This is a genomic window from Rhodoblastus acidophilus, from assembly GCF_900187365.1.
GTDB lineage: Bacteria > Pseudomonadota > Alphaproteobacteria > Rhizobiales > Beijerinckiaceae > Rhodoblastus > Rhodoblastus acidophilus.
Map to the genome: position 1 here is coordinate 578,398 of NZ_FYDG01000001.1, position 12,352 is coordinate 590,749.

A 12,352-nucleotide genomic window follows, 5' to 3' on the forward strand; every position below is an offset into this window, starting at 1 on the left:
GCTGTCAGCCGCCGCTCACCACCCGCAAATGGCGGATTTCGCCATTCTGGTAGGCCTGCAGGAAGGCGCGGTAGTTGCGGAACGAGACGCAGCCGTTGGAATCGCCGCGCGGTCCAAGCATGAACGTGTGGGCCAACAGGCCGTTGCGGCCGTGGACATTGCTGTCGATCGGGGTCAGGCGCAGCGCCTGCACGCCGTGGAACAGGCTTTCGCGCAGCGAGAGCTTGTAGGTGGCCGGCGGGGTCGCGCCGCGCATGCGCACATGCACGCCCTCGGGATTGTCGAACAGATGGCCGAGGCCGGAATGGGCTTCGAGCTGCTCTCCGCTCGGCAAGGTGACGGTGTGCGCCCGGATGTTATAGACGGCCACGCCCTCGGCGGGCCGCGCCGCGGCGAACACGCCGCGCGACAATTTGAGCGCGCCGCCGCCCTCGGGCGCGGCATAGGCCAGTTGCGGCCCCTTTTGCTGATCCTCGGCGCCGAACAGTTTTTCGAAGAAGCCGCGCGGATCGTTCTGGGCCTGGATCTGGGCCTGCGGATCGGCGCGAAGGCGGCGGGCGGCGACGCGCGGGGCGATGTGCTGCGGCTGGTCCTTGGCGCGCTCGGGCGCGGGACCGGGCTTCACGGCCTCGTCCTCGACCTTGGCGAGACGCGACAGGTCGGCGGGGCGGGTCGGCGGCGTCGGGGCGACCACGGTCTCCTCCTCGGCCACGCGCAGGCCCAGATCGGCGGCGCTTTTCTGCGGCGCAGCGAGCGGCGCGGCGTTGTCAACTCGCGGCGCGGCGCTGTCAACTCGCGGCGCGGCGCTATCAACTCGCGGCGCGGCCTGGGCGACCTGCGTGGTCGCCTCTGGCGCGGGTTTATACATCGGATCGGCGGAAAACAGCGAGGAATCAAGCCCGACGGGGCGCGCATCGGCCAGGCCGAGCACCGCGTAATCCGGATCGAACAATTCGCCGTAGGGGCTGGTCGAACGGACTTTCGCCGAAGCAACCTGAGCGGGGGCGACTTGAGCGGGGGCCTGCGCGGGAGCGGGGACGGCGCCCTGAGCCTGGGCGGCGGCGCGCAAGGGCGTGGCCGGCGCCGGAACCATCGCTTCGGCGGCGGGTTTCGCCACATGAGCGGCCTGAGGCGCCTGGGGCCGCTCCATCGGGGCGGGGGAACCCGTCAGCCCCTCGGCGAAGCGCAGCGCGACCAGGGCCGAGAAGGTCATCGTGGCGAGCACGGGCGCGACACGGGTGAAGACAATGCGCGGGAGGCTGGCTTTTTCCATGGCGTCCAGCTCGGTGGATTCGAAACTCCAGTCGGTCATCCGCCTACTCTCACAAACCGAAAACGAAACACGACGCAGGGCTTTGGCCGGAGCTTGCCGCCGCGCGGCCGGGGCCGCGCGCGAGGCAGGAACCGGAGCCGCTCCCAAAGTTCACTCGAACGGCGCCCGTTCGCGCATTACAGCGAAACATGCCTAAAATGCGGTTAAATATTTCGAAGATTTGTTTCATTTTCCCGCCTGTTTCGCCCGCCGGACGATTCCCCTTGCGCCTTGAATGACCGGCGGGCGCGCGGTCGAGCGCAAAACCTTCCCGTCCTGAAAAGCGCCGCTTTTCAGGTGCATAATCAACAGACCCATGGATGACGCGCGTCCGCTCCCCTCTCACAAGGCGCGAACCTCTCCCAGCCGGCGCGGCGACGCCACTCGCCAGCGCCCAAGCCGCAAGCAGAAAAGCGGTAAAAAAAGGCGAAAATGCGGATCACGACAAAGTTATTTGACAGTTGCATAGAAAGCACAGCAGTTTCGTGCAAGCTTCGACGCCCCGCCGTCCGCTCAAACGTCCGGTTCGTCACGCCACCGACGCAAGAGAATCCGGTCGAGTCCGGCCAAGACGCCGTAAAGCGCCACACCGCAGAGACACAAAAGCAACACCGCCGCATACATGGTCGGGACCTTCAGCCGATAGCCGGCCTCGACGATGCGGAAGGCCAGCCCCTCGCCCTGCCCGGCCGCCCCCGCCGCCAATTCCGCCGCGACGGCGCCGATCAGCGCCAGCCCCGCGCCGATTCGCAGCCCGGTGAAGATCGACGGCAGCGCCGAGGGCAGGCGCAGGCGAAACAGGATGGCGGCGCGCGAAGCGCCCTTGAGCCGGAACAGCTCCACCAGGCCGCGGTCGGCCCCTCTCAGGCCGGCGGCGGCGTTGGAGAGAACCGGGAAAAACGCAACCAGCGCGGCGCAGGCCAGCACGGCGGCGCGCGGCTCCAGATAGATCAGCAGCAGCGGCGCGACCGCGATCAGCGGCGTGACCTGCAGCGCGACGGCGACCGGCAGGAAGGCGCGTTCGAGCAGCGGCGACAGCGAGAACAGCAGCGCCAGCGCCACCCCGCCCGCCCCCGCCAGCGCCAGCGCCAGCAGCGCCTCGCCCAGCGTTGTGGCGGCGGCGTCGAGCAATTGCGGCGCCTGGGCGTAGAGCGTCGCCACGATCAGGCTGGGCGGCGGCAGCTGCGAGGCCGGGATTTTCAGCAGCGCCACCGCCAGCTCCCAGAGGGCGAGCAGGGCCGCCAGCGCCCACAGCGGCGTCAGTCGCGCGATCATTTCGCCTCCATCGCCTTGCGCAGCTTTTCGCTGAGACCGGCGCAGGTTTGCGCGTAGGCCGGGCTGGCGCGCAACGCCGCGCCGCGCGCCGGGGCCTTGTCCAGCGTGACCAGCTCGTGAAGCGCGCCGGGATTGGCGCGCAGCAGCGCAACCCGGTCGGCCAGATAGGCGGCCTCGAACACCGAATGGGTGACGAACAGGATGGTGACGCCGCTGCGCAGATCTTGTAGCGCGTCGTTCAATTCCCAGCGGGTGATTTCGTCCAGCGCGGCGAAGGGCTCGTCCAGCAGCAAAAGCTCGGGCTCGTCCACCAGCGCGCGCGCCAGCGACGCCCGCATCTTCATGCCGCCCGAAAGCTGGCGCGGCAGCGCCCGCTCCTGCCCCTTGAGGCCGACCCGCGCCAGCGCCGCCGCGACCAGAGGCGCAGCCTCGGCGCGGCTCATCCCCGCCAGCCGCAGCGGCAGGGCGACATTGGCGGCCACATCGGCCCAGGGCATCAGGTTCGGCTCCTGAAACACGAAGCCGACGCCCGGCTTGGCCCCGGCCCAGCTGATCGCGCCGGCGGTGGGCCGCTCCAGCCCCGCCACCAGCCGCAGCAGCGTGCTCTTGCCGCAACCGGAGGGGCCGAGCAGGCAGAGGGTTTCGCCGCGCCGCACAGTCAGATCGAGGCCGCTGATCGCCGGCGCCGCGCGGCCCGGATAGGTGAGCGAGAGGTTGATGATCTGGAACAGCGAGGCGGTCATGACGCGGCGCGCATCTACTTTCCGTCCAGGCCGAGGCCGTGATTGACGAAGCGCAGGTCGAAGCCGCCGGCGAGATCCAGCCCTTTCGCCGCCGCTCCAGCCTCGGCCATTTCGGCATAGTGCCGGGCGATGCGGGCCATGTCCATGGCGCCAATGCCGTGAGTCAGGGCGTCGCCGGATTCGACAATGCCGAATTTTTTCATCTGCGCGATGGAAAAGGCGATCTGCGCGTCGTCGATATCGGGATTGCCCGCCTTGATCGCGGCGTTGGCTTTGGAATTGTCGCCGTGCAGATAATGCGCCCAGCCGAGGATCGAGGCCTCGACGAAACGCCTGACAAGATCGGGATTTTTGTCCAGCAGGTCGCGGCGCGTCTCGATGGTGGTCGAATAGGTCTCGAAGCCGTGGTCGGCGAGCAGGAAGACATTGGGCGTGAACCCGCCGTTGCGCGCGATGTCGAAGGGTTCGGAGGTGACGTAGCCCTGCTGGATCGCGCGGGAATCGGCGATGAACGGGGCGGAATTGAAACTGTAGGGCGCGGCGTTCTCGCGCCGGAAGCCCCATTTCTTCTCCATCCACGGCCAAAGCGTCGTCAGCGTGGCCAGCCCGACGAAAGCCTTGGCCTTCGGCAGATCCTCGAACCGGTCGAAGCCGGCGCCGGGATGCGACATCAACACCAGCGGGTCTTTCTGGAACAGCGCGGCGACAGTCACGATCGGAATATGCTCGGCCAGAGCCGAGAACTGGCCGATGATATTGTCGCCCATGTAGAAATCGACCTTGCCGGCCGCCAGCAGCAGGCGGTTGTTCTTCTGCGGCCCGCCCGGGAGAATCGTGACGTCGAGGCCGTAGCGCGCGTAAGTTCCCTCGGCGAGCGCCTGATAGAAGCCGCCATGCTCGGCTTCCGCCAGCCAGTTGGCGGCGAGAACCACCTTGTCGGCGGAAAACGCAGGAAGGCATTGCGCAACAAGGGCTTGCGCGAGCAGGAAGACGGCAAGGGCGAATCGGAACAAGGGCGCGCTCCGTTGAGGCCATGCCGCAATGGAATTCATGCGCGCGCGACGGTCAAGCCTGGAGTTTATCCCGCCAGCTTTTGCGCGATCTCGTCCAGCGCGGCGTTCACCGCCGCCAGCGCCTGCGTCGCCTGCTCGCGCTTGTGCGCGGGGGCGCGGTCGGGATGCCAGCGCGCGGCGAAGGCGCGCCGGGCCGCATGGACGGATTCGGCGGTATAGGGCTGATCCAGCCCGATCCGGCGGGCGATTTCGGCGGTCATCTCGCTGACGGTCATCGGCGCCAGCGGCGCCGCCCTGACCTGATCGGCGTGATCGAGGCGCTCGTCGAGCAGGCGATGTTCGATCGAACGAACATCGAGCGGCCCGCCCTCGGGCGCCGCCAGCGTGGCGAATACGTCGGGCGCGCGGCGCACCAGACTGAGCAGATGCTTGAAAATGGCGATGCTGCGGTCGGTGCCGTTCTCGTAGACGAAGCCGGAGCCGCGCTTTTCCCGCGCCAGCACCACGCGCAGGGCGTGAGTCAGCTCCAGCGCCAATTCCCGGTCCGCCAAGGGCGAATGATTGATGAAAGCGTCGAGTTCGCGCACATGCTTGACATGGCCGCCGTCGATGCACGCCTGGGCGAACGTCTCGCGCAGGTCGGCGCGAACATCGGCGCGCCCGGGATGGACGCAGCGGGCGAAAACGGCGGCGCCCGCGCCCGCGTCGGCATAAAGATCGTCGCCCCGCGTCAAGGCGCCGCAGAAAAACCCAAGCGCCCGCGCCTTGCCGAGCTCGGCCTCGGACAAAGCGGGCTTGGCGGCCGGCTCGCGCGCGGTCTTGCCCGCGGGCTTGTCAGCCGGTTTTTCAGCCGGCTTGTCCTCAGGCTCTGGCTCCGCCCCGGCCGCGACGTCGCGGCCGAAGGGCAGAATCCGCCGGATCCCCGTCAGGAACGAGGCCGATCGCGACTCTCTCTTCGTAGCATCGAACACGCAACACTCCACATGACGCACGGTCACATCCTAAGGTTGAATGGTGAACGACTGGTGTGATTCGCCCAGCGCCGCGTGAACGTGGTTCATGGAGGGTAAACCGGCGCGCGCATGACGCAGGGTCGTGCGTTTTTGCACATGCCTTTTCGGCAGGATGCGCTAGATAGGACCCATGCGGCCGCCGCTTCTCGACCCCTTATTCGCCAGCGCCTCATCTCTGCCGGGGATCGGGCCGAAAAACGCGCAATTGCTCGACCGCCTGCTCGGCGGGCTGGAGCATGGCGCGCGCGTGCTCGACGTGCTGATGCACCTGCCCCATGACGGCGTGGATCGGCGCAACCGGCCGACGATTGCGCAGGCGCCCGTGGGCGCGGTGTCCACGATTCGGATTCGAGTCGTCGAGCATCGCCCGCCCCGGGCCAAGGGGCCGTATCGCGTGCTGGCGGAGGACGAGACCGGCGATCTCACGCTGGTGTTCTTCCGCGCCAATGGCGGCTGGGTCGAGAAGGCGCTGCCGGTCGGGGCGACGCGCTGGGTGTCGGGCCTGGTCGAAATGTTCGACTATTACAAGCAGATGGTCCATCCCGACCGCATTCTCGACGAGGAGGGGCTGAAAAGCCTGCCGCCGGTCGAGCCGGTCTATGGCCTGACCGAGGGACTGTTTCCCCGCGTGATGACCAAGGCGGCTGCGGGGGCGCTGGCGCGTCTCCCCACGCTGCCGGAATGGCTCGACGCGGCGTTCGTGCGGTCGAACGGCTGGCCGACGTTCGCCGAGGCGCTACGGCGCGCGCATGAGCCGCAGGCGCCGGCCGATCTCAAGCCCGACAGCAAGACCTTCGCCCGGCTCGCCTATGACGAGCTGCTGTCGCACCAGCTCGCCCTGCGGCTGGTGCGCAGCAAGGCGCAGGCTGTGCGCGGCCGCCCCCAGCCGGGCGACGGTGTTTTGCGGGCGACGCTGATCAAGGCCCTGCCGTTCGCGCTGACGGGAGACCAGACCAAGGCGCTGAAGGAGATCGCCGCCGATCTCGCCTCGGACAAGCGCATGTTGCGGCTGCTGCAGGGCGATGTCGGCTCAGGCAAGACCGTGGTCGCCCTGCTCGCCATGGCGCAAGCCATCGAGGCCGGGCGGCAGGCCGCGCTGATGGCCCCGACGGAAATTCTGGCGCGCCAGCATTTCGAGACGATCAAGCCGCTGGCTGAGGCCGCCGGCCTGACTGTGGCGCTGGCCACCGGGCGAGACAAGGCGACCGAGCGCCGCGCCACCCTCGCCGCGCTGGCTTCGGGCGCGCTGAACATCGTGGTCGGCACCCACGCCCTGGTGCAGGAGGATTTCGTCTTCCGCGACCTCGGCCTCGCCGTGATCGACGAGCAGCACCGCTTCGGCGTGCAGCAGCGGCTGGCGCTGGGCGAGAAAAACGCCGGCGTGGACGTGCTGGCCATGACGGCGACGCCGATTCCGCGCAGCCTGGCCCTGGCCTATTTCGGCGACATGGATCTGTCCGCCTTGCGTGAAAAACCGCCGGGGCGCCAGCCGATCACCACCGTGACCATCAACGCCGAGCGCATCGACGAAGTGGTCGCGGGACTCGGTCGCGCGCTCAAAGGCGGCGCGCGGGTCTATTGGGTCTGCCCGCTGGTGGCCGAGAGCGAAGACAGCGACCTCGCCGCCGCGCAAGGCCGCGCCGAGGATTTGCAGAAATTCTTCGGCGACAAGGTCGGGCTGGTTCACGGCCAGATGAAAGGCCGCGACAAGGACGCCGCCATGGAGGCGTTCGCATCCGGCGCCACACAGATTCTGGTGGCGACAACCGTGATCGAGGTCGGCGTCAACGTGCCGGAAGCCACCGTGATGGTGATCGAGCACGCCGAGCGGTTCGGACTGGCGCAATTGCACCAGTTGCGCGGGCGGGTCGGGCGCGGCGACCGCAAATCGTCGTGCATCCTGCTTTACGCAGGGCCGCTGGGGGAAACCGCCAAGGCGCGGCTCGAAATTTTACGCGAGACCGAGGACGGATTCCGCATCGCGGAAGAAGATTTGAAGCTGCGCGGCGAGGGCGAGATTCTCGGCGTGCGCCAATCAGGCGCGCCGGGGTTCCGCATCGCCCGGCTGGAGGTTCACGCCGACCTCCTGCGTTTCGCGCGCGACGATGCGGAAAAGCTGCTGGCGGCCGACCCCGACCTGCGGGGCGAGCGCGGCGACAGCATCAAGCTGCTGCTCTACCTGTTCGAGCGCGAGACGGCGCTGAAACTTTTGCGCGCGGGATGAGGGCGCCGTGACAAAAAAGGCGCGGCTTGGGCCGCGCCTCCGCTCACGCGCCGCTCAATGCGAGACGGGCGAGTCCGGCGTCTTGGGCGCGCCGGTCATGACCGGGATGGTCTTGGCCGCAGTTTCCTTCGCCGCCGGCTTCTGCACCGTCAGATGCAGCACACCCTTGTCGTAATGGGCGGCGATCGCGTCGGGCGCGGGTTCGAACGGCAGCATGATCGAGCGATTGAACGCGCCGAAGCGGCGTTCCATCACATGCCAATCCTTCTCGTCCCGCTTGGTCTCGATGGCTTTCTCGCCGGAGACGATCAACCGGTCGCCCTCGACGCGGACCTTGATGTCGTTTTCCTCGACGCCGGGAATTTCCAGCGTCGCCTCAATCGTCTTCTCCGTCTCGGCGATGTTCATCGCCGGAACCGGCGCCATTGACGGCGCCATGGCTCCCCCCACGCCTCTCGGCATGTCGAACATTTTCGCAAGCTCGCGCCCGAACAGATCCCTTTCAAGAGCACGGAAGGGATCGGCCATGAAGTCGCGGGACCACAGGTCCGGCAGCATGGTTTTCATGACATCCTCCTGTCGGCCGCGGACCCCTCTTTCGGGGGTCGCGCGGCGCGTCGGCGGAGGTTTCGCCGGTATCAGGCGAACCGGCTTAAGCCCCTCGCCACGGTTCACAGTATAATAACTTTCCTATTACGCGCATTGATCCCCGTCATTGACGGTTTTTCGCCGCTGACAAGCGCGGCCGGCGCCCTTATAACGGGGCGCGCGCCGGCGGAACCCGTTCCGGCGTTTTTTGCGTTGTTTTGGAGGCGAAAAGCATGTCGGGCACGACCAGATCGAGCGAGGGGCTGGACCCGCGCCGCCGCCGAATCCTGTTCCGCTGCTGGCATCGCGGCATGCGCGAGGTCGATCTGCTGCTGGGCCAGTTCGCCGACGCCCGCATCGACGCGCTCAGCGAGGATGAACTCGACCAGTTCGAACATTTCATGGACGCGCAGGACGTGGACATCTTTTCCTGGTTCGCGGGGTCGAAGCCGGTCGATCCCGCCTATGACCGGCCGATTTTCCTGACGATCAAGGCGTTTCACACCCATAACGGGCCGATCAACGTCTGACGGCGCCGCTCGCTCGTCCCGCTTGCGGGGCGAGGCCTTCGAGGATCGCGCCCCTCGCCCCTGCCCGCCGCCCGCAGGCGGGGACGGGAGAGCCATCGACCAGAATGAGAGACATGACCGATCTTCTCCGCGCCCGCGACGAACTCGAAAAAGGCCGCTCGCTGATTCTCTCGCGCGCGCCGGAGGGCTTCGACGCCTTCGTCGCCGCCGACCTGCTTCGCGCTCTGGCCAAATCCGGCGAAGGCCGCGCGGCGGCGCTGGTGCATGTCGCGCGCGACCCGCAACGCCAGCGCGCCTTCGCCGAGGCCTTCGCCTTCGCCGCGCCGGACGCCGAAATCCTCGAATTCCCGGCCTGGGACTGCCAGCCCTACGACCGGGTGTCGCCGACCTCAGCCGTCGCCGCCCAGCGCATGACGGCTTTGGCGCGGCTGGCGCGCACCCGCTCCTCGCTCGACCGGCCGCGCCTGCTGCTGACCAGCGGCCCGGCGCTGGCGCAGCGCGTGCCGCCGCGCCGCGACCTCGCCGCGAAAAGCTTTTCCGCCGCGCCCGGCGCCGCCGTCGATCTGCATGAACTGTGCGGCTGGCTCGAAGCCAACGGTTTTATGCGCGCCTCCACAGTGCGGGATTCCGGCGAATATGCGATGCGCGGCGGTATTGTCGATCTTTATCCGCCCAGCCTGCCCGGCCCCGTCCGGCTCGACTTTTTCGGCGACGTGCTCGAAACCATCCGCGCCTTCGATCCCGAAAGCCAGCGCACCACCGCGCAATTGCGCGCGCTGGATCTGGTGCCGGTCAACGAGGCGCCGATCACCACCGAAACCATCAAAAGGTTCCGGCAGAGCTATATCGCCCATTTCGGCGCGCAGACGCGCGGCGACGCCCTCTATGACGCGATCAGCGAGGGCCGTCGCCCCGGCGGCCTCGAACATTGGCTGCCGCTGCTCTACGGCCAGATGGACACCTTGTTCGACTATGTCGACGACGCGCCGATCCTGCTCGACCATCAGGCCGACGCGGCGATCCATGAGCGTTTCGCACAGATCGCCGATTACTACGCCGCGCGACGCGACGCCTTCGCGCAAAATCCCGCGACGGCCAATTACAAGCCGCTGCCGCCGGACGAACTTTACCTTACGACCGAGGAGTTCAAGACCCGGCTCGACAAGGCCGCGACCGGCGCCTTCACCCCTTTCGCCGTTCCCGACGGCGGGCCGAAAGTCATTGATTGCGGCGGCGTTCCCGGCCGCAATTTCGCGCCCGAACGCGCCGACGAAAACGCCAATGTGTTCGAGGCCGCCATCGGCCACATCCGCGCCCTGCAGGGCGAGGGCAAGAAGGTGATCGTCGCGGGCTGGACCGACGGTTCGCGCGAGCGCCTCGGCACCGTCCTGGCCGAACATGGCCTGAAGAAACTCGAACCGGTTTCCTCGCTGTCGCAGGCGCAGGGACTGCGCGACGCCAAGGTCGCGCTGGCGGTGATCGGCGTCGAGGCCGGCTTCGTCGCCGGCGATCTCGCCGTCGTCGGCGAGCAGGATATTCTCGGCGACCGCATCGCCCCGCAGCGCCGCCGCAAAAAGCGCGCGGAGAACTTTCTTGCCGAAGTGTCGGCGTTGGGCGCCGGCGATGTCATCGTCCATGTCGATCACGGCATCGGCCGCTTCATCGGCCTGAAGAACATCGAGGCGGCCGGCGCGCCGCACGATTGTCTGGAAATCCATTACCACGGCGGCGACAAGCTGTTCGTGCCGGTGGAAAATATCGAACTGCTGTCGCGCTACGGCTCGGAAGACGCCGAAGTCGCGCTCGACAAGCTCGGCCACACCGCCTGGCGCGAGCGCAAGGCGCGGTTGAAGCTGCGCATCCGCCAGATGGCGCAGGGCCTCATCAAGATCGCCGCCGCCCGCTTCCTGCACGAGGCGCCCAAGCTGTCGCCCGCCGAGGGCCTCTACGACGAGTTCTGCGCGCGCTTCCCCTATGACGAGACCGAGGACCAGCTGTCCGCCATCGAGGCGACGCTGACCGACATGGCGTCGGGCCGGCCGATGGACCGCCTCATCTGCGGCGACGTCGGTTTCGGCAAGACCGAAGTGGCGTTGCGCGCAGCCTTTGCGGCGGCGTTGAACGGCGTGCAGGTCGCGGTGGTCGTGCCCACCACGCTTCTCGCGCGTCAACACTATAAAAATTTCGCGCAACGCTTCGCCGGCCTGCCGGTGCGGGTCGCGCAAATGTCGCGCATGGTTTCCGCCGCCGAGCAGCGCGACGCCAAGAAGGGCATAGCCGAAGGCTCGGTCGATATTGTCGTCGGCACGCACGCCGTGCTCGGCAAGACCGTGTCGTTCAAGAATCTTGGCCTCGTCGTGATCGACGAGGAGCAGCATTTCGGCGTCGGCCACAAGGAGCGCCTCAAGCAGTTGCGCGCGGAAGTGCATGTGCTCACGCTGTCCGCCACGCCGATCCCGCGCACCCTGCAACTCGCGCTCACCGGCGTGCGCGAACTCTCGATCATCGCCACGCCGCCGGTCGATCGTCTGGCGGTGCGCACCTATGTCACGCCGTTCGACGATCTGATCGTGCGCGAGGCCCTGTTGCGCGAACGCTTCCGTGGCGGGCAAAGCTTCTTCGTCTGCCCGCGCCTGGAAGATCTGGACGAGGCCTCGGCCTGGCTGCGCCAGAACGCGCCCGAGGCGAAATTCACCATCGCCCACGGCCAGCTCGCCGCCACCGAACTCGAGGAGCGCATCGGCGCCTTCTATGACGGCAAATACGATATTCTGCTCTCGACCAATATCGTCGAATCCGGCCTCGACATTCCCACCGCCAACACGCTGATCGTGTGGCGCGCCGACATGTTTGGCCTCGCCCAGCTTTACCAGTTGCGCGGACGCGTCGGGCGCTCGAAGACGCGCGCCTACGCCCTGTTCACCACGCCGGCCAACCGCACCATCACGCCGCAGGCCGAAAAGCGTCTGGAAGTGCTGCAAACGCTCGACACGCTCGGCGCCGGCTTCCAGCTCGCCAGCCACGATCTCGACCTGCGCGGCGCCGGCAACCTGCTCGGCGACGAGCAGTCCGGCCATATCAAGGAAGTCGGCTACGAGCTGTACCAGCAGATGCTGAACGAGACCATCGCCGCGCTCAAGGCCGGCGGCGGCAAGGAGGAGGAGGAGGCGTGGTCGCCGCTGATCACGCTGGGCACGCCGGTGACGATTCCCGAACATTATGTCGAGGATCTCGATCTGCGGCTCAACCTCTACCGCCGCCTGGCGCTGCTCGACGACGAGCAGGAGATCGAGGCCTTCGCCGCCGAGATCATCGACCGCTTCGGGCCGATGCCCGACGAGGTGAAGCAATTGATGCAACTGGTGAGCGTCAAGGCTTTGTGCCGCCACGCCCATGTCGAGAAGGTCGAGGCCGGGCCGAAGGGCATCATCGTCGGCTTCCGCCACAATTCCTTCGCCAACCCCACCGGCCTCGTGCGCTACATCTCCAAGCAGGGGCCGGACGCCAAGGTGCGGCCCGACATGAAGATCGTATTCACCGGCGGCGATTACGCGCGGGCGGAGGATCGGCTCAAGGAGGCCCGGAAAATCATGCGCGATCTCGTGCAGATCGCGGAGAAGGTCTGAGGCGCGCGGTTCGCGACGAAATGCCGAC

At 67.5% G+C, this 12,352-nt stretch carries 9 protein-coding genes; 3 read left to right on the forward strand and 6 right to left on the reverse strand.

Annotated features, from left to right (window positions below; genetic code table 11):
• Positions 1–4: 4 nt before the first annotated feature.
• The 5 genes from CFB24_RS02415 to CFB24_RS02435 all read right to left on the reverse strand — a co-directional run bounded on the left by CFB24_RS02415 (position 5) and on the right by CFB24_RS02435 (position 5,314).
• Positions 5–1,312 carry a tlde1 domain-containing protein gene (locus CFB24_RS02415; RefSeq protein ID WP_244593123.1) on the reverse strand — a complete coding sequence of 436 codons (1,308 nt, stop codon included), beginning with the start codon at positions 1,310–1,312 and terminating at the stop codon, positions 5–7.
• 513 nt (positions 1,313–1,825) lie between these two features.
• On the reverse strand, positions 1,826–2,587 hold the full coding sequence (locus CFB24_RS02420; RefSeq protein WP_088518959.1) for an ABC transporter permease: 762 nt from the start codon (positions 2,585–2,587) through the stop codon (positions 1,826–1,828).
• Positions 2,584–3,330, reverse strand: coding sequence for an ABC transporter ATP-binding protein (locus CFB24_RS02425; RefSeq protein WP_088518960.1), 747 nt, complete (start codon positions 3,328–3,330; stop codon positions 2,584–2,586). Before CFB24_RS02425 ends, CFB24_RS02420 begins: the two co-directional genes overlap by 4 nt.
• Before the next feature lie 14 nt (positions 3,331–3,344).
• Entirely contained in the window at positions 3,345–4,343 is a 999-nt protein-coding gene (locus CFB24_RS02430) for an ABC transporter substrate-binding protein (protein ID WP_244593122.1), read from the reverse strand.
• 65 nt (positions 4,344–4,408) lie between these two features.
• Positions 4,409–5,314, reverse strand: a complete 906-nt coding sequence (locus CFB24_RS02435) for a hypothetical protein (protein WP_088518962.1) — start codon at positions 5,312–5,314, stop codon at positions 4,409–4,411.
• 172 nt (positions 5,315–5,486) lie between these two features.
• Between CFB24_RS02435 and recG the strand changes: the two genes are divergently transcribed.
• A complete protein-coding gene (gene recG / locus CFB24_RS02440; RefSeq protein WP_088518963.1) occupies positions 5,487–7,580 on the forward strand; it encodes an ATP-dependent DNA helicase RecG in 2,094 nt (697 codons plus the stop codon).
• Positions 7,581–7,634: 54 nt separating this feature from the next.
• Here the strand turns inward: recG and CFB24_RS02445 are convergent, their stop codons facing one another.
• Entirely contained in the window at positions 7,635–8,147 is a 513-nt protein-coding gene (locus tag CFB24_RS02445) for an Hsp20/alpha crystallin family protein (protein WP_088518964.1), read from the reverse strand.
• A gap of 254 nt (positions 8,148–8,401) precedes the next feature.
• On the opposite strand from CFB24_RS02445, the gene CFB24_RS02450 reads away from it, so the two are divergent.
• Together CFB24_RS02450 and mfd are read left to right on the forward strand one after the other, a co-directional pair.
• Positions 8,402–8,698, forward strand: a complete 297-nt coding sequence (locus CFB24_RS02450) for an FAD assembly factor SdhE (RefSeq protein WP_088519495.1) — start codon at positions 8,402–8,404, stop codon at positions 8,696–8,698.
• A 104-nt stretch (positions 8,699–8,802) separates the two neighbouring features.
• Entirely contained in the window at positions 8,803–12,324 is a 3,522-nt protein-coding gene (gene mfd / locus CFB24_RS02455; RefSeq protein WP_425332111.1) for a transcription-repair coupling factor, read from the forward strand.
• Positions 12,325–12,352 lie beyond the last annotated feature (28 nt).

Excerpts from the sequence above, each read along its gene's own strand:
- recG (WP_088518963.1), top strand. The coding sequence starts at position 5,487 with ATGCGGCCGCCGCTTCTCGACCCCTTATTCGCCAGCGCCTCATCTCTG.
- CFB24_RS02450 (WP_088519495.1), top strand. The coding sequence starts at position 8,402 with ATGTCGGGCACGACCAGATCGAGCGAGGGGCTGGACCCGCGCCGCCGC.
- CFB24_RS02415 (WP_244593123.1), bottom strand. The coding sequence starts at position 1,312 with ATGACCGACTGGAGTTTCGAATCCACCGAGCTGGACGCCATGGAAAAA.
- CFB24_RS02445 (WP_088518964.1), bottom strand. The coding sequence starts at position 8,147 with ATGAAAACCATGCTGCCGGACCTGTGGTCCCGCGACTTCATGGCCGAT.
- CFB24_RS02420 (WP_088518959.1), bottom strand. The coding sequence starts at position 2,587 with ATGATCGCGCGACTGACGCCGCTGTGGGCGCTGGCGGCCCTGCTCGCC.
- CFB24_RS02425 (WP_088518960.1), bottom strand. The coding sequence starts at position 3,330 with ATGACCGCCTCGCTGTTCCAGATCATCAACCTCTCGCTCACCTATCCG.
- mfd (WP_425332111.1), top strand. The coding sequence starts at position 8,803 with ATGAGAGACATGACCGATCTTCTCCGCGCCCGCGACGAACTCGAAAAA.